Annotated in this window: 14 protein-coding genes and 1 tRNA gene; 12 read left to right on the top strand and 3 right to left on the bottom strand. The window is 59.0% G+C overall.

The genetic code is table 11. From position 1 onward, the window contains the following. Nucleotides 1–37: 37 nt before the first annotated feature. The 9 genes from dnaQ to EnteroDNA1_RS18255 all read left to right on the top strand — a co-directional run bounded on the left by dnaQ (nt 38) and on the right by EnteroDNA1_RS18255 (nt 9132). Nucleotides 38–769 carry a DNA polymerase III subunit epsilon gene (dnaQ, locus tag EnteroDNA1_RS18215; protein ID WP_072196565.1) on the top strand — a complete coding sequence of 244 codons (732 nt, stop codon included), beginning with the start codon at nt 38–40 and terminating at the stop codon, nt 767–769. Nucleotides 770–901: 132 nt separating this feature from the next. Next, nucleotides 902–978: transfer RNA gene (locus tag EnteroDNA1_RS18220), tRNA-Asp, on the top strand. 379 nt (nt 979–1357) lie between these two features. After that, nucleotides 1358–2077, top strand: coding sequence for a FadR/GntR family transcriptional regulator (locus EnteroDNA1_RS18225; protein ID WP_023334601.1), 720 nt, complete (start codon nt 1358–1360; stop codon nt 2075–2077). Then, entirely contained in the window at nt 2074–3087 is a 1014-nt protein-coding gene (locus tag EnteroDNA1_RS18230) for an ABC transporter ATP-binding protein (RefSeq protein ID WP_033144691.1), read from the top strand. Before EnteroDNA1_RS18225 ends, EnteroDNA1_RS18230 begins: the two co-directional genes overlap by 4 nt. Then, nucleotides 3084–4166: an ABC transporter ATP-binding protein gene (locus tag EnteroDNA1_RS18235; protein WP_069303692.1), complete on the top strand. Its 1083-nt coding sequence runs from the start codon at nt 3084–3086 to the stop codon at nt 4164–4166. Before EnteroDNA1_RS18230 ends, EnteroDNA1_RS18235 begins: the two co-directional genes overlap by 4 nt. Before the next feature lie 2 nt (nt 4167–4168). Further along, nucleotides 4169–5683: an ABC transporter substrate-binding protein gene (locus EnteroDNA1_RS18240; protein WP_023334604.1), complete on the top strand. Its 1515-nt coding sequence runs from the start codon at nt 4169–4171 to the stop codon at nt 5681–5683. A gap of 18 nt (nt 5684–5701) precedes the next feature. Next, the gene (locus EnteroDNA1_RS18245) at nt 5702–6643 is read left to right on the top strand and encodes an ABC transporter permease (RefSeq protein ID WP_069303693.1); all 942 of its coding nucleotides are present in this window, start codon (nt 5702–5704) and stop codon (nt 6641–6643) included. A gap of 2 nt (nt 6644–6645) precedes the next feature. Further along, nucleotides 6646–7521, top strand: a complete 876-nt coding sequence (locus EnteroDNA1_RS18250) for an ABC transporter permease (protein ID WP_029739694.1) — start codon at nt 6646–6648, stop codon at nt 7519–7521. Nucleotides 7522–7530: 9 nt separating this feature from the next. Then, the gene (locus tag EnteroDNA1_RS18255; RefSeq protein WP_058842160.1) at nt 7531–9132 is read left to right on the top strand and encodes a gamma-glutamyltransferase family protein; all 1602 of its coding nucleotides are present in this window, start codon (nt 7531–7533) and stop codon (nt 9130–9132) included. A 51-nt stretch (nt 9133–9183) separates the two neighbouring features. Here the strand turns inward: EnteroDNA1_RS18255 and EnteroDNA1_RS18260 are convergent, their stop codons facing one another. Next, nucleotides 9184–9954 (bottom strand): amidohydrolase, encoded by a 771-nt coding sequence (locus EnteroDNA1_RS18260; RefSeq protein WP_047061183.1) that lies wholly within the window; start codon nt 9952–9954, stop codon nt 9184–9186. A gap of 108 nt (nt 9955–10062) precedes the next feature. Then, nucleotides 10063–12507, bottom strand: a complete 2445-nt coding sequence (gene fadE / locus EnteroDNA1_RS18265; RefSeq protein ID WP_029739697.1) for an acyl-CoA dehydrogenase FadE — start codon at nt 12505–12507, stop codon at nt 10063–10065. 239 nt (nt 12508–12746) lie between these two features. On the opposite strand from fadE, the gene lpcA reads away from it, so the two are divergent. Further along, nucleotides 12747–13325, top strand: a complete 579-nt coding sequence (gene lpcA / locus EnteroDNA1_RS18270) for a D-sedoheptulose 7-phosphate isomerase (protein ID WP_069303694.1) — start codon at nt 12747–12749, stop codon at nt 13323–13325. Nucleotides 13326–13373: 48 nt separating this feature from the next. Then, a complete protein-coding gene (locus EnteroDNA1_RS18275; RefSeq protein WP_023310496.1) occupies nt 13374–14141 on the top strand; it encodes a class II glutamine amidotransferase in 768 nt (255 codons plus the stop codon). Here EnteroDNA1_RS18275 and dpaA read toward each other — a convergent pair. Continuing rightward, complete coding sequence (dpaA, locus tag EnteroDNA1_RS18280) at nt 14112–14852, bottom strand: peptidoglycan meso-diaminopimelic acid protein amidase (RefSeq protein ID WP_033144698.1); 741 nt, start codon at nt 14850–14852, stop codon at nt 14112–14114. The two genes, EnteroDNA1_RS18275 and dpaA, sit on opposite strands and share 30 nt — an antisense overlap. Nucleotides 14853–15150: 298 nt before the next feature. On the opposite strand from dpaA, the gene EnteroDNA1_RS18285 reads away from it, so the two are divergent. After that, nucleotides 15151–16494, top strand: coding sequence for a Na(+)-translocating NADH-quinone reductase subunit A (locus EnteroDNA1_RS18285; RefSeq protein ID WP_069303695.1), 1344 nt, complete (start codon nt 15151–15153; stop codon nt 16492–16494). Nucleotides 16495–16497: the final 3 nt, after the last annotated feature.

Genomic DNA, 16497 nt, shown 5'->3' on the forward strand with positions numbered 1-16497 from the left:
GTTCAGTTAAACGATAAGTCTGACATAAATGACCGCTATGAGCACTGCAATTACTCGCCAGATTGTCCTCGATACCGAAACCACCGGTATGAACCAGATCGGCGCGCACTACGAAGGGCATAAGATCATCGAGATCGGCGCCGTTGAAGTGGTGAACCGTCGTCTTACGGGGAACAACTTCCACGTCTACCTCAAACCCGATCGGCTGGTTGATCCGGAAGCGTTCGGCGTTCACGGTATTGCCGATGAGTTCTTGCTGGATAAGCCGACTTTTGCGGATGTCGCTGACGAGTTCCTGGAATACATCAAGGGTGCCGAGCTTGTCATCCATAACGCATCGTTCGATATCGGCTTTATGGATTATGAATTCAGCAAGCTTAATCGTGATATTCCGAAGACGAACACCTTCTGTAAGGTGACGGACAGCCTGGCGCTGGCAAGGAAGATGTTCCCCGGCAAGCGTAACAGCCTGGATGCACTCTGCTCGCGCTACGAGATAGACAATACCAAGCGAACGCTCCACGGGGCGTTGCTCGATGCCCAGATCCTGGCCGATGTCTATCTGACGATGACCGGCGGGCAGACGTCAATGAAGTTCAGTATGGAAAGTGAATCCCAGCAGACGCAAGGCGAAGCGGGCATTCAGCGCGTTGTCCGTCAGGCCAGTCGGTTGCGGGTTATTTTAGCCAGTGACGAAGAGCTTCTTAACCACGAATCCCGGCTTGATCTGGTCCAGAAGAAGGGCGGCAGCTGTTTGTGGCGCGCCTGAAAAAACGCCTTAATGCCTGTAAAATCATCGTTTGGGCGATTTTTGCAGCAAACGATTCAAAACGTGAGAAAAAGCGTTGACGAGATCGGAGGCGCACCGTAATATGCGCCTCGTTCCCCAAGCGGGAACAGTGGAGCGGTAGTTCAGTCGGTTAGAATACCTGCCTGTCACGCAGGGGGTCGCGGGTTCGAGTCCCGTCCGTTCCGCCACTATTCAGAAAGCCTGAATCAGAAATGATTCAGGCTTTCGTCGTTTCAGCCTTCAGTAATCTCATTCTCTCCCTTGTCGTTAACAAAAATTTAATGCTCATAGTGCAATTTATTAACAATTGCACGGATATAGTGCATTATTTGCACTGTAATTGTGCATTTCTCCATCACTCCTCTCTTCGCACCTCATTCAGAATGTTTCTTTCTGTAAAAATAATTCACGCAGAATCATCTGGTTATCTCCTGCTTTCCAAAAATATACCGAACCAATTGCGTATTGGTTTGGTTATTGCTTAATCATTAGCACGATAAGCTTCATTCCATATCAATAACTTATCGTTAATAAAAATAAAGTCATGATGAAAGCGAGCGAACCAATATGGAAAAACCGTCACGGTTTCTGGCCAATTCCAGCACCGCGCTTGAGCAGTTGCGCGGGCTTATCAACCAGCATGAGTCAACACCAGGCATACCGCTGCCCACGGAACGTGAGCTGTCGGACACTCTCGGCGTAGGACGACGCGAAGTACGTCGTGCGCTGGACGTGCTGGAAGAAGAGGGGCGCATCTGGCGTAAGCAGGGCAAAGGGACCTTTATTGGCCCGGCGGCACCTGTTGAACCGCTGGCCCTTCAGGGATTGGTTCAGCAGACCAACCTTCTGGAAGTGATGGAAGCTCGTCTACAGCTCGAACCCGGCTTAGCCCGGCTTGCGGCACTGCGTGCCACCAGGGAAAACCTCGCGCTTATGCAGCGCATGCTGGAACGCATCGACAAGGTCAGCCCGGACGACCGCGATCTCAACGAACTCTGGGACAGCGCCTTTCACCGGGCGATTGCCGAGGCGGCGGGCAACCGTCTGATGCTCGGCCTGTTTGATGCCATTGATGCCGTTCGGCGCGAACCGGGCTGGCAGCATCTGCGCGAATTAGCCCGCACGCCCGAACGTGTCGACAGCTATAACGACCACCACCATAAGATCATGTCTGCGATTATCCATCGCCAGCCTAATGAAGCCGCGGCCGCCATGCGCGAACACCTGCTCAGCCTGCAAACCGCCCTGATTCAGGCGATCCACCTTGAGGACGACTTCACGCCATGACGACAATACCCTTTAAGGACGCCGCGCCCGTATTGCGGGTGCAAAACCTCAACGTTACGTTTGCTGGCTCGCCGGTTAGCGTGCTTGATGGTATCTCGCTGGCCGTCAGGGCGGGCGAAACGCTGGCGCTGGTGGGGGAGTCCGGCTGCGGGAAAAGTATCACCTCACTGGCGCTGATGGGGTTACTGCCCGCCAGCGCGCAGATTGTCAGCGGCGAGATGCAGTTTCGCCGCCACGACCTTCGAAAGCTCTCACCGCGCGAGTATGCCGATCTGCGCGGCAGCGAGCTGGCGATGATTTTCCAGGAGCCGATGACCTCGCTCAATCCGGCGTTCACGCTGGGGGATCAGCTGAGCGAAGCGGTTATGCGACACCAGAACGTCTCGCGCGCAGAGGCGATGAAGGTCGCGCTGCAGATCCTCGAGAAGGTGCAGATCCCGGCGGCAGAGATGCGCCTGAAAGCATATCCCCACCAGCTTTCCGGCGGCATGCGCCAGCGCGTGATGATTGCCATGGCGCTGATTAACCACCCTAAACTGCTGATTGCCGACGAGCCAACCACCGCGCTCGACGTCACCATCCAGGCGCAAATCCTCGCCTTGCTCAACGCCTTAAAAGAGGAAACCGGCACGGCGGTGCTGATGATCACCCACGATTTAGGCGTGGTGGCAGAAGTCGCCCAGCAGGTCGCCGTGATGTATGCCGGACAGGTGGTGGAGCAGGGGAGCGTGGAGGCAATATTCGCCGACCCGCAGCACCCGTACACCATCGGCCTGATGGGGTCGATCCCCTCGCTGGGCGCACGCAAGGGCCAGCTCTCCACAATTCCCGGCGCGGTCCCGCTCCCGGAATCCATGCCGAAAGGCTGCCGTTTTGCCACCCGCTGCCCGTTTGCGCAGTCGCGCTGCCATGATGAAAAACCGCAACTCACCGCGCTCGGCGCGGGCCATCAGGTAGCCTGCTTCCGCGTGCCGCTCGAACACCACATTGCCCTGGGAGAGACCGCATGACCACGCCCATTCTTGAAGCCCGTGACCTCAGCAAGCTTTTCCCCGGCCCCAAAAAACTCTTTACTCCGGCACGCTTTGTCACGGCGGTCGATCGCGTTTCGCTTGCCGTGATGCCGGGCGAAACGCTGGCGATTGTCGGCGAGTCCGGCTCCGGGAAATCTACGCTCGGTCGTCTGCTGCTGCGCCTGCTGGCCGCCAGCGAAGGGCGCGTGTTTTATCAGGGGGAGGAGATCACCGACGCCTCCGGTGCCCGCCTGAACCAGCTCCGGCGCGAGCTGCAAATCATCTTTCAGGATCCCTTCGCCTCGCTCAACCCGCGCATGACGGTGGAGCAGATCGTCGGTGAGCCGCTGTGGCTGCATCAGAACATGAAAAAAGCGGACCGTCAGTACCGCGTCGCCGAACTGCTTAAAACCGTGGGCCTGCCTGCCGCCTGGGCCGGGCGCTATCCGCACGAGTTTTCCGGCGGGCAGCGCCAGCGTATCGGCATTGCGCGCGCGCTGGCCTCGGGACCGAAGCTGCTGCTGGGGGACGAGCCGGTATCCGCGCTGGACGTCTCCGTTCAGGCGCAGGTGGTTAACCTGCTGGAGAGCCTGAAGCACCAGCTGGGGCTGACGATGGTGATTGTCGCCCACGGCCTGGCGGTGATCCGCCATATGAGCGACCGCGTGGCGGTCATGTATCTCGGGCAAATCGTCGAGCTTGCCAACGTCGACGAGATTTTTGACGCGCCGCTGCATCCCTATACTCAGGCGCTGATCGCCTCGGCACCGCAGATGCAGCCGGGCGTTGAGCGCGACGCACTGCTGCTGCAGGGGGATCTGCCCAACCCGGCCAGCCCGCCGTCCGGCTGCCGTTTCCACACCCGCTGCCCGTACGTCACCGATGAATGCCGCCAGGTTGAGCCGATCAATCAGGTGCTCGACGGCGGGCGTCAGGTTGCCTGTCATCGCTGGCAGGAGATCAACCGCGATCGCAGCGTTATTCAGATCGCACCGCCATCCGCCGCCTTTCTGCGCCGCCGCGCGCTGTTTGAACACGCGGCCACTCACTCGTCCCTTCCTTCAAGGAACTCATGATAATGACAATGCGTAATTCTCTTTTGACCGTACTGGGAAGTGTTATGTTGCTTGGCGCGGCGCTGCCCGCCCATTCTGAAAGCGTGCTGCGAATCGGCCTGGGCGCTGACCCGGACATGCTCGACCCGCATCTGGCGCGCACCTACTATGGCCGCTTCGTGTTTGCCTCCCTGTGCGACAGGCTGGTGGACGTGGATGAAAACCTGAAGGTCGTCCCCGGCCTGGCTAAAGACTGGGCGTGGAGTGACGACGGTAAAACCCTGACGCTCAATCTGCGCGAAGGCGTCACCTTCCACGACGGTGAGAAATTCGATGCCGCCGCGGCAAAATACAACCTCGACCGCGCCCTGACCCTGAAAGGCTCCCTGCGTAAGAGCGAGATCTCCTCCGTTGAATCGGTCGAGGTCACCGGCCCGATGCAGATTGCGCTGCACCTGAAGACCCCCGATGCCGCGCTGCTGATGCAGCTCACCGACCGCGCGGGCGCGATGATGGCCCCCGAGGCGGCGAAAAAGCCTGACTTTGCCGCCCACCCGGTCTGCTCCGGCCCGTACAAGTTCGACAGCCGCGTGTCCCAGGATCGCATCGTGCTGACCCGCTTCGACAACTACTGGAACAAAGACGCCTACCACTTCGACAAAATTATCTATCTGCCGATCCCGGACGCCTCCGTGCGCCTCGCGAACCTGCGCGCGGGCGATCTTGACCTGACCGAAGGCATCGCCGCCAGCGACGTTAAAACGGTCGAAGCCGACAGCAAGCTGGCGCTGGCGAAGGTAACCGGTCTCGGCTATCAGGGCATTACCTTCAACATCAACAACGGCAAGGTGCCGGCCAACGATCCGTTCAAGGACGCCCGCGTGCGCGAGGCGTTTTCTCAGGCCATCGACCGCGATGCGTTAAACCAGGTGGTCTTCGAAGGGCTTTACACCCCGGCAAACCAGGCGTTTTCCCCGGTCAGCCCGTATCACGTTAACCTGCCGGTCCCGCCGCGTGACGTTGACAAAGCCAAAGCGCTGCTGAAGGCGGCAGGCGTCACCGCGCCGCTGACCGTCAACCTGCTGGTGCCGAACAACCCAACCTCGCAGCAGGTGGGCCAGGTGCTGCAGGCGATGGTCGCCGAGGCCGGATTTAACCTGAACCTGCAGATGACCGAATTCGCCACGCTGCTCGACCGCCAGCAGAGCGGCGACTATCAGCTGAGCTTCTCCGGCTGGTCGGGACGCCCGGATCCGGACGGCAGCATCTACGGCTTTATCAACAGCAAAGGCACGCTCAACGACGGCCGCTACAGCAACGCGCAGGTCGATGAGTGGCTGACCCAGGCGCGCCAGAGCACCGACCAGGCCGCACGCCAGCCGCTGTACGACAAGGTGGTGAAGCAGCTGCAAACCGACATGCCGATTGCCTACCTCTACTTCGAGCCGCGCATTTTCGGGCTGAACAAAAGCGTGCAGGGCTTTAAGCCGTACCCGGACGGCATCGTGCGTCTGGCGGGTTTGACGCTGGCGAAATAAAGGTCCCGAGGAGAACCCATGCTGGAACTGATTTGCAAACGTCTGCTGCTGGCTATACCAACCCTGCTACTGGTGAGCATGATGGTCTTCGGGCTGCAAAAGCTGCTGCCCGGCGACCCGCTGATCGCCATGGCCGGGGAGGAGCGCGACCCGGCGGTCATCGCCCAGCTGCGCGCGGAACTGAACCTCGATGCGCCAATCCCCGTGCAGTATTTCCACTGGCTGACGCGCGCGCTGCAGGGCGATCTGGGCGTCTCCTTACGCACGCACGAACCGGTGACGCAGCTGATCGCCAGCAAGCTGCCGGTCACGCTGGAGCTGTCCCTGCTGGCGATGATTATCGCGCTGGTGTTTGGCATCAGCATGGGGATCCTCGCGGCGGTGAACAAAAATAGCTGGGTCGATCACGGGGCGAATTTCGTGGCGATCTCGGGGATCTCGATCCCGCACTTCTGGCTGGGGATCCTGCTGATTCTGGTCTTTTCGGTGAACCTGCAGTGGCTGCCCGCGTCCGGCTACGTGCCGTTCAGTGAAGAGCCGCTCCAGAACCTGCGCACGCTGCTGCTGCCTGCGTCCGTGCTCGGAACGGGCCTTGCGGCGACGCTGATGCGCCATACCCGCGCCTCGATGATTGCGGTCCTGAAGGCGGATTACATCCGCACCGCGCGCGCTAAGGGGCTGCTGCCGAAGGCGGTGATCCTGAAGCACGCGTTTCGCAACGCGCTGGTGCCGGTCATCACCCTCACCACGCTGCTGTTCGGCGAGCTGCTGGGCGGCGCGGTGCTGACCGAGCAGGTCTTCACCATTCCGGGCTTCGGCAAGATGATCGTCGACTCGGTATTTAACCGTGACTACGCGGTGGTGCAGGGCGTGGTGCTGATCGTGGCGATCGGCTTCCTGATGCTCAACCTGCTGGCCGACGTGCTCTACGTCCTTATCAACCCGAAAATGCGAGGTTAACCATGGCGGAACTGACGACGCAAACCGTTACGCCCGCGCTGCCGCGCGCGCAGAACCGGGTGCTGAAGAAATTCCTTGCCAACAAAAGTGCGGTGATTGGCGCGGTGGTGGTGGGATTCTTTGTGCTGGTGGCGCTGCTGGCGCCGTGGATTGCCCCGTTCGACCCGGTCAAAGCCAACTTCCTGGCGGTGCGCAAAGCGCCGTCGGCGATGTACTGGTTCGGCACCGACGAGCTGGGGCGCGACATTTTATCCCGCATTATCTGGGGGGCTCGCACCTCGCTGATGGCAGGTTGTATGTCTGTGGTGATTGCCGTGGTCATCGGCGTGCCGCTGGGGCTGGTGGCGGGTTACTTCCAGAAGATGTGGGACGGCGTGATCTCGCGGTTTATCGAGGCGCTGCTGGCCTGTCCGTTCCTGATCATGGCGATCGCGCTGGGGGCATTTTTGGGTCCGAGCCTGACCAACGCCATGATTGCCATCGGTCTTTCGGCGATGCCGATCTTCGCCCGCCTGACGCGCGGGCAGGTGATCGCCATTCGCAACGAAGAGTACATCGACGGCGCGCGGGCGATTGGCCTGCCGGACCGCTGGATCATCATCAAATACGTCCTGCCAAACGTGATGTCGCCGATCCTGGTGCAGGCCACGCTGGCCATCGCCTCGGCAATTATCGCCGAAGCCAGCCTGTCGTTTTTGGGGCTGGGGCAGCAGCCGCCCAATCCTTCCTGGGGCTCTATGCTCAACACCGCGAAAGGGTTTCTGGAGCAGGCGCCGTGGATGTCCGTTTTCCCCGGCGTGGCGATTTTCCTTGCCGTGCAGGGCTTTAATTTACTCGGTGACGGGCTGCGCGATGCGCTCGATCCGCGCCACGACTAAGGAGTCATGATGACCAAAGCGCTTGATTTTACATCCGGTTACGCTTCACGCCGCCCGCCAATGATGGGCCGTAACGCCGTCGCCACGTCGCAACCGCTGGCGGCGCAGGCGGGAATGAAAATGCTGCAGCTGGGCGGCAACGCCGTGGATGCGGCCATTGCCACCGCGATGGCGCTGACGGTGGTTGAGCCGACCGGCAACGGGATCGGCAGCGACGCCTTTGCCATCGTCTGGGACGGTGAAAAGCTGCACGGCCTGAACGCGTCCGGTCGTTCGCCTGCGAGCTGGCATGCGGATCTGTTTGCCGGTAAAACCGCGGTGCCGGAAATTGGCTGGGACGCGGTGACCGTGCCGGGCGCGGTATCCGGCTGGGTCGCGCTGGCGGAACGCTTCGGCACGCTGCCGCTGACCACGCTGGCGCAGCCTGCCATTGACTACGCGCGCAACGGTTTTCCGGTTTCTCCGCTGATTGGCCATCTCTGGCAGCGCGGCTATAGCAAGCTGAAAGATCAGCCGGGCTTCAGCGCCTGCTTCGCGCCGGAAGGCCGCGCCCCGCGCGTGGGGGAAATCTTCCGTAACCCGGCGCAGGCGAACTCGCTGGAGCTGATTGCCCGCACCAACGGTGAAGCCTTTTACCGCGGCGAGCTGGCGCAGAAAATTGCCGCTTTTGCCAAAGAACACGGCGCGCACCTGACGGCTGAAGATCTGGCAAACCACCGCGTGGACTGGGTAGAGCTGCTGTCGCGCGACTTTGCGGGCGGTTCGGTGCAGGAATTGCCGCCAAACGGCCAGGGGATCGCCACGCTGATTGCGCTCGGCATTCTGGAGCAGTGCGGCATTGAGAAGCATCACCCGGATTCCGTGCAGTCCCTGCACCTGTCCATTGAGGCGATGAAGCTGGCGCTGGCGGATCTCGACCGCTACGTGGCGGATGAAGACCATATGGCGTTCGCGGCGCAAGAGCTGCTGAGCGACCATTATCTGAAGTCGCGCGCGGCGCTTATCAATCACGAGCACGCCTCTGATTTCGTTTACGGTTCCCCGACGCAGAGCGGCACGGTCTACATCAGCACCGCCGACGCCAGCGGGATGATGGTTTCGTTTATTCAGTCCAACTACATGGGCTTCGGTTCAGGCATTGTGGTGCCGGATACGGGGATCAGCCTGCAAAACCGGGGTTGCGGGTTTGTGCTGGATCCCAATCACCCGAACGCGCTGGCGGGCAGCAAGCGACCGTTCCACACCATCATTCCGGGCTTTGCGATGGACGGCAGCGGCCAGCCGCTGATGTCTTTCGGCGTGATGGGCGGGCCGATGCAGGCGCAGGGGCACATGCAGATGGCGCTGCGCATTATGCTGCACGGGCAAAACCCGCAGGCGGCAATCGATGCCCCGCGCTGGCGCGTGGTGCAGGGCAGGGAGGTGATCGTTGAATCGACCTTCGATCGCAATACCATCGCCGCGCTGCGCGAACGCGGTCATCAGATCGTGGTGGAAGATCCGCTTCAGGATTACAACTTCGGCGGGGCGCAGGTGATTTATCGCCTGCCGGAAGGGCACTACGTGGCTGCGACGGAAAGCCGTAAAGACGGGCAGGCGCTGGTGAGTTAATGTTTTATCCTCCCTCTCCCGTTGGGAGAGGGGCGGGGTGAGGGGAAAATTTCACCCAACGCTAAACGGATCCGCATCCTGCCAGGCCGGAAACTTCTCGCGATACTCCTGCAGCGCCGTCAACGACAGCTCGGCATCAATGCGCGTCGCCTGATGCGGCTCGGCGGTGGCAATGATCTCGCCCTGCGGATTCACCACCCGGCTGTCGCCGCGGTAGTGATGCCCGTTGCCGTCGGTTCCCACGCGGTTACAGCCCACCACGTACGCCTGGTTCTCAATCGCGCGCGCTACCAGCAGCGACTGCCAGTGGAGGGAGCGCGGTGCAGGCCAGTTGGCAACATACAGCGCCAGGTCGTAATCGTTGCGGTTGCGCGACCACACCGGGAAGCGCAGGTCGTAGCAGACCAGCGGCAAAATACGCCAGCCGCGCCACTCGAACACCACGCGCTCGTGACCCGCTTCATAGTGATGATGCTCATCCGCCATGCGGAACAGGTGGCGTTTATCGTAAAAATGCACTTTCCCTTCCGGCTCCACCAGCAGGAAGCGGTTCACCGGCCCGCGATCCGTTTGCAGCGCAGCACTACCCGCGATCAGCGCGTTGGTCTGCTGTGCTTTGGCATGCATCCAGGCGACCACCTCATCCTGCGGCATTGACTGTTGTGCCGCTTCCATGGCGAAGCCGGTGGTGAACATCTCCGGCAGGACAATCACATCACGCCCGGTAATCTCTTCCAGTTGACGATCAAAGTGGCGCAGGTTGGCGGGGCCATCCATCCACACTAAAGGTTGCTGCAAAATAGAAATCTTCAAACCAGGCACGATACAGACTCCTCAAAAGACCGCTTTTTGACACTGTAGCACGTCATTACGAGAAAATGTGGCAATAAAAAACCCCGCGCGGGGCGGGGTTTGTATAAGCGAAACGCGTTACGCCGCTTCAGGCTTGCGGTGCTTCTCCGGCAGCTTTACCGGCTGCGTCGCCAGTTCGTCCGGCTCGAAATCATCCACGTTAATACTGCGCAGACGGCTCTCTTCGGCTTTCACCAGCAGAGCGGCTTCATCTTTATTGATAATGCCGCCGGCCAGCGCCTGTTTTGCCAGTTCGTCCAGACGGGTAAACGGCAGGTTTTTGCCCAGCTGTTTACAGATCTTCTGGTGAATCGGATCGGCAGCCATCACGTCCAGCAGCGCCTCTTCCAGCAGACCCACCGGGTTATGCGGTGTCGGCGTCAGATACTGACCACGACCGATACGGGAGCGGGTTGCGCTCGGTACCTGCAGGATCTTCGCCACCTTGTGGTCCAGCTTGTCGGACGGCGCAAGGTGGTGACGTCCGGTCGGGAAGATCACCGCGCGCAGGGCTCCCGCCACGAAGCGGTTCGGGAAGTTCGCCAGCAGGTCGTCAATCGCCTGTTCAGCCTGATACATCGCATCCTGAACGCCCCAGTGCACCAGCGGCAGATCCGCTTCCTGACGGCCTTCGTCGTCGTAGCGCTTCAGGACCGCAGAGGCCAGGAAGATCTGGCTCAGCACATCCCCCAGACGGGCAGAGATACGCTCGCGACGCTTCAGGCTACCGCCCAACACCGCCATGGAGACGTCAGACAGCAGAGCCAGGTTGGCGCTCAGACGGTTCAGATGCTGGTAGTAACGTTTGGTCGCATCGCCGGTCGGCGTCGCGCTGGTAAGACCGCGCGTCAGGCCCAGCCAGAAGCTGCGCACCTTGTTGCTGCCCACGTGACCGATATGTTTGAACAGCAGCTTATCGAAGGCATCCACGTCGTTGTTCTGCGCGGCAGCCATCTCTTCCAGCACGTACGGATGGCAGCGAATTGCGCCCTGACCAAAGATCATCATGCTGCGGGTCAGGATGTTTGCCCCTTCCACGGTGATGGCAATCGGTGCGCCCTGATAGCCGCGCGCCAGGAAGTTGCCTTCGCCGAGCATAATGCCTTTACCGCCCGCGATATCCATCGCGTCAATGATCGACTGCTGCGCGCGGTGGGTACAGTGGTACTTCACAATCGCGGACAGCACGGCCGGTTTTTCGCCCAGCATAATGCCGTAGGTAATCAGAGAAGCCGCGGCATCCATCACGTAGGCGTTGCCCGCGATACGCGCCAGCGGCTCTTCGATACCTTCCATCTTGCCGATGGAGATTTTGAACTGACGGCGGATGTGGGCGTAAGCGCCAATCCCCATCGCGACCGACTTCAGACCGCCGGTTGAGTTCGACGGCAGGGTAATGCCGCGGCCCACTGACAGACATTCCACCAGCATGCGCCAGCCCTGACCGGCCATTTTCGGACCGCCGATGATGTAGTCAATCGGCACAAAGATGTCCTGACCGCGGGTCGGACCGTTCTGGAACGGCACGTTCAGCGGGAAGTGACGGCGACCAATTTCAACGCCTGGGGTAGAGGTTGGGATCAGCGCACAGGTAATGCCAAGATCTTCTTCGCCGCCCAGCAGTTTTTCCGGGTCAGAGAGCTTAAAGGCCAGACCCAGCACGGTGGCGATTGGCGCCAGGGTGATATAACGCTTGTTCCAGGTCAGGCGCATACCCAGCACCTGCTCGCCCTGCCACTCGCCCATGCAGACTACGCCGGTATCCGGGATCGCACCCGCATCGGAGCCCGCTTCCGGGCTGGTCAGCGCGAAGCAAGGGATTTCCTGACCGCGTGCCAGACGCGGCAAGTAGTGATCTTTCTGTTCTTCGGTACCGTAATGCTGCAGCAGTTCGCCCGGGCCTAAGGAGTTAGGCACGCCAACGGTAATCGCCAGGATCCCGGAGACGCCTGCCAGCTTTTGCAGGACGCGAGCCTGAGCGTAAGCGGAGAATTCCAGTCCGCCGTACTCTTTCTTGATGATCATCGCGAAGAAGCGATGCTCTTTCAGATACGCCCACAGCTCCGGCGGCAGGTCGGCCATTTCATGGGTGATGGCAAAGTCGTTTGCCATGCGGCACGCTTCTTCCACCGGGCCGTCAATAAAGGCCTGCTCTTCAGCGGTCAGACGCGGCTGCGGATAGTTATGCAGCTTTTTCCAGTCCGGGTTGCCCTGGAACAGATCGCCTTCCCACCAGGTGGTGCCCGCGTCAATCGCTTCTTTTTCAGTACGCGACATGGGCGGCATCACTTTGCGAAAGCCCTTGAACACCGGCGCAGAGATCATTGATTTACGCATCGGGGCCAGGTTAAACGGCAGAAGGATGATGGCAAGAGGGACTAAAAGCCAGATATTCCAGAGACCTGCGACGCCAAGCGCAGCCGTCCAGGCCAGAAGAATCAGGCTGCTCAGGAATAAACTTACGCGGTGATAGAACAACACACCGAGCAGAACAACGGTTGCGAGAATGCTCAAAATCATCATAAAGAAAAGCTCCCTTGCTTGTAGGAGGTCTGACCACTTGTGATGATATGGTTGTAGTTGATGTTATTTCCTTTAGCAATGTGTTTACAAAATAATTACAACCTGGTTCACATTGTTCGCGTTTTAGCCGGCACAAAAAATCAAAACGCCGGACGTTTCGCATGGCTTTAGCTTCTCGCTTTTCCCGCTATCCGGTACACTCCACTGTGTTATTTCATCAATACTGAAGGATTATCCTCATGTACCAGGATCTTATTCGTAACGAACTGAACGAAGCGGCGGAAACGCTGGCGAACTTTCTGAAAGATGATGCCAATATTCACGCTATTCAGCGCGCAGCGGTCCTGCTGGCCGACAGCTTCAAAGCCGGTGGCAAAGTGCTTTCCTGCGGTAACGGCGGCTCCCACTGTGACGCTATGCACTTCGCAGAAGAGCTGACCGGACGCTATCGCGAAAACCGCCCGGGCTACCCGGCGATTGCGATTTCAGACGTGAGCCACATCTCCTGCGTAGGCAACGACTTCGGTTACGACCACATCTTCTCCCGCTACGTTGAAGCGGTAGGCCGTGAAGGCGACGTGCTGCTGGGGATCTCTACCTCTGGTAACTCCGGTAACGTGATCAAAGCGATCGCCGCCGCGCGTGAAAAAGGGATGAAAGTCATCACCCTGACCGGTAAAAATGGCGGTAAGATGGACGGTACGGCGGATGTCGAAATTCGCGTTCCGCACTTCGGTTATGCTGACCGTATTCAGGAAATTCACATCAAAGTGATCCACATCCTGATCCAGCTGATCGAAAAAGAGATGGTTAAGTAAGACTTCGCTGGGGGGCTCCGGTGCCCCCCGCTGTTGTGGAGGTGTTGTATGTGCGAACTGCTCGGGATGAGCGCCAATGTGCCAACCGATATCTGCTTTAGCTTCACCGGGCTGGTTCAGCGCGGTGGAGGAACCGGGCCGCATAAAGACGGCTGGGGCATCACCTTCTACGAAGGCAAAGGATGTCGCACGTTCAAAGATCCACAGCCCAGCTTTAACTCACCGATTGCCAAACTGGTTCAGGACTACCCGATCAAGTCCCGCTCGGTAATCGCCCACATCCGTCAGGCCAACCGTGGCGAAGTGGCGCTGGAAAATACCCATCCGTTTACCCGTGAACTGTGGGGCCGTAACTGGACCTATGCGCACAACGGGCAGCTCACGGGCTATAAGTCGCTGGAGACGGGCAATTTCCGCCCGGTCGGCGAGACGGACAGCGAAAAAGCCTTCTGCTGGCTGCTGCACAAGCTGACGGAGCGCTATCCCCGCACGCCCGGCAACATGACTGCCGTGTTCAAATACATCGCGACGCTGGCGTCTGAACTGCGTGAAAAAGGCGTGTTCAACATGCTGCTCTCTGATGGCCGCTATGTGATGGCGTTCTGCTCGACGAATCTGTTCTGGATCACCCGCCGTGCGCCGTTTGGCGTTGCGACGCTGCTCGATCAGGATGTGGAGATAGACTTTCAGAAGGAGACCACACCGAACGATGTGGTCACTGTTATCGCAACGCAGCCGCTGACGGGCAACGAAACCTGGCAAAAGATTATGCCAGGCGAGTGGGTGCTATTTTGTCTCGGGGACCGTGTAATTTGACGCCAGCTGTGGATGGACGACTTCGTGGCTCAGCGGTTTGCTGACCACGTAACGGCCATCGACGATAGAGACCACTGGTGGCTTGTGGGTCTGCTCAAAGTAGTCGTAACCCGGCTTCAGCTGTTTCCAGAAATCCGCGTAGTATGAGTACTTGTGACGCGTCATGTTGGCGTCCGTCATGCGGAACGGATAGATGCTGACCTGTACGTTAGGCTGCCCAAAGACCAGCGCGCCCGTCACGAACTGGAAAATCTCATCAATGCCGGAGTCGGTCATCGCATAACAGCCGATAGACACGCAGGCGCCGTGGATCATCAGATATTTACCTTCATAACCGTGTGCACGGTCATAGGCATTCGGGAAGCCGATGTTAATGGCTTTATAGAAGCGGCTGTCAGGCTTGAGCTGGCTGCGCTGAACGTTGTAGAACCCTTCCGGACTTTTGAAGTCGCCCTGACGCTGTTTTGGCCCCAGTCCGCCGGAGTAGTTACAAATTTTGTAACTATCAAGCAGCTGATATGTCTCGCCCATTTTGACAAACAGATCGAGAGTGCGCTCTTCCTTGAAGATCTGAATATAAACCGGCGATCCCATTAACTGCTGTTTATATTCCTTGCTGACCGGCGTCGTTGAGCTATTACTGCTGAGCAGTCCGGCAAACGACATGCACGGCATCAGAAGCATCGCAATGAACAATGCGATTTTACGCATACTACTAGTTCCTTGATAAAACCATGACCAACTTGCCAGGACGGCAAAAGAGACCCGAAATCAGATTATTCTGTTAGGAGCGCTCACATTAGCACCGCTATAGATTTTCGCAAGAGCCGGGCGGTGAGTTTACAAATTAGTTTTACTTTATAAACCATCAAAATTGCGATGGCTCCAGGAACTTTGCGCATTAGCTCGCAATTTGGCGCGCGTGACGGCGGATTCCCTGCCCGCGTGAAGGGGAAAATGTTACACTTTGCGCCCACTGGATTGTTGTTCATGGAAACCTGCTAACCACATGTTTAAAATTAAAAAAGGACTTGATCTGCCGATTGCAGGCGTGCCAGCGCAGCACGTTTCGACAGGCGCAAGTGTCCGTCATGTCGCCATTTTGGGCGAAGACTACCTGGGTATGCGTCCTTCAATGCTGGTACAGGAGGGCGATCGCGTTATCAAAGGACAGGCGCTCTTTGAGGACAAAAAAAATCCCGGCGTGATGTTCACGGCCCCCGCGAGCGGCACCGTTGTGGCCATCAACCGTGGCGAACGGCGCGTTCTGCAGTCGGTGGTTATCCGCATTGAGGGCGATGAAAAGCGTGAATTTGCCCATTACGATATAGCAGAACTCGCGTCGCTGAACCGCGACGCCGTTCAGGATCAGCTCCTGGCATCCGGTTTATGGACCGCGCTTCGTACGCGCCCCTTCAGCAAATCCCCTGTTCCGGGCACGGAACCGGCCGCGATTTTCGTCACGGCCATCGACACCAACCCGCTCAGCGTGGACCCGGAACCGGTTATCCTGGCGCAGCGAAAAGCTTTTGATGCAGGACTCACTATTCTAACCCGCCTCACGCCCGGAAAAGTGCACGTTTGCCAGGCCGGCGGCGGCAAGCCTGGCGGGCATCCGCAGGGGCAGGTCACGTTTAATGAATTTTCTGGCCCGCATCCGGCGGGGCTGGTCGGGACGCACATCCATTTCCTTGAGCCAGTCAGCCTGACGAAACAGGTCTGGCACCTTAACTATCAGGACGTCATCGCCATCGGTAAGCTCTTTACTACGGGTGAGCTCTGCGCTGAACGGATAATCGCCATCGGCGGACCGCAGGCTGCAAATCCGCGCCTGGTGAAGACGCTGCTGGGTGCTGACATCAACGAACTGCTGGTGGGGGAAACGAAAGAGGGCGAAAACCGCCTGATTTCCGGCTCGGTCCTCAGCGGCCGCCATGCGGCCAATGCGCACGCGTACCTGGGACGCTTCCATTTGCAGGTCAGCATTGTGCAGGAAGGGCGTGAGAAAGAGCTGTTTGGCTGGGTTCTGCCAGGCGCGGAAAAATACTCCGTCACCCGAACCACGCTGGGACACTTCCTGCGTAATAAGCTGTTTAGCTTCTCAACCAGTACGCACGGCGGCGAGCGCGCCATGGTCCCGATTGGCAACTACGAGCGCGTCATGCCGCTGGATATTCTGCCCACCGTGCTGCTGCGCGATCTGCTTGCTGGCGATACCGACGGCGCGCAGGCGCTGGGCTGTCTGGAGCTTGACGAAGAAGATCTGGCGCTCTGTACCTATGTCTGTCCGGGCAAATATGAATATGGACCGGTATTGCGCGAGGTGTTAACCCGCATTGAGCAGGAAGGATAACCG

The organism is Enterobacter sp. HK169, assembly GCF_001719105.1.
Lineage (GTDB): Bacteria > Pseudomonadota > Gammaproteobacteria > Enterobacterales > Enterobacteriaceae > Enterobacter > Enterobacter asburiae_B.

What these genes read in the sequence shown, in the direction of transcription:
- EnteroDNA1_RS18240 (WP_023334604.1), top strand. Translation starts at nt 4,169, where the DNA reads ATGACAATGCGTAATTCTCTTTTGACCGTACTGGGAAGTGTTATGTTG.
- EnteroDNA1_RS18285 (WP_069303695.1), top strand. Translation starts at nt 15,151, where the DNA reads ATGTTTAAAATTAAAAAAGGACTTGATCTGCCGATTGCAGGCGTGCCA.
- dpaA (WP_033144698.1), bottom strand. Translation starts at nt 14,852, where the DNA reads ATGCGTAAAATCGCATTGTTCATTGCGATGCTTCTGATGCCGTGCATG.
- EnteroDNA1_RS18230 (WP_033144691.1), top strand. Translation starts at nt 2,074, where the DNA reads ATGACGACAATACCCTTTAAGGACGCCGCGCCCGTATTGCGGGTGCAA.
- EnteroDNA1_RS18225 (WP_023334601.1), top strand. Translation starts at nt 1,358, where the DNA reads ATGGAAAAACCGTCACGGTTTCTGGCCAATTCCAGCACCGCGCTTGAG.
- fadE (WP_029739697.1), bottom strand. Translation starts at nt 12,507, where the DNA reads ATGATGATTTTGAGCATTCTCGCAACCGTTGTTCTGCTCGGTGTGTTG.
- EnteroDNA1_RS18255 (WP_058842160.1), top strand. Translation starts at nt 7,531, where the DNA reads ATGACCAAAGCGCTTGATTTTACATCCGGTTACGCTTCACGCCGCCCG.
- EnteroDNA1_RS18250 (WP_029739694.1), top strand. Translation starts at nt 6,646, where the DNA reads ATGGCGGAACTGACGACGCAAACCGTTACGCCCGCGCTGCCGCGCGCG.
- lpcA (WP_069303694.1), top strand. Translation starts at nt 12,747, where the DNA reads ATGTACCAGGATCTTATTCGTAACGAACTGAACGAAGCGGCGGAAACG.
- EnteroDNA1_RS18245 (WP_069303693.1), top strand. Translation starts at nt 5,702, where the DNA reads ATGCTGGAACTGATTTGCAAACGTCTGCTGCTGGCTATACCAACCCTG.
- EnteroDNA1_RS18235 (WP_069303692.1), top strand. Translation starts at nt 3,084, where the DNA reads ATGACCACGCCCATTCTTGAAGCCCGTGACCTCAGCAAGCTTTTCCCC.
- EnteroDNA1_RS18275 (WP_023310496.1), top strand. Translation starts at nt 13,374, where the DNA reads ATGTGCGAACTGCTCGGGATGAGCGCCAATGTGCCAACCGATATCTGC.
- dnaQ (WP_072196565.1), top strand. Translation starts at nt 38, where the DNA reads ATGAGCACTGCAATTACTCGCCAGATTGTCCTCGATACCGAAACCACC.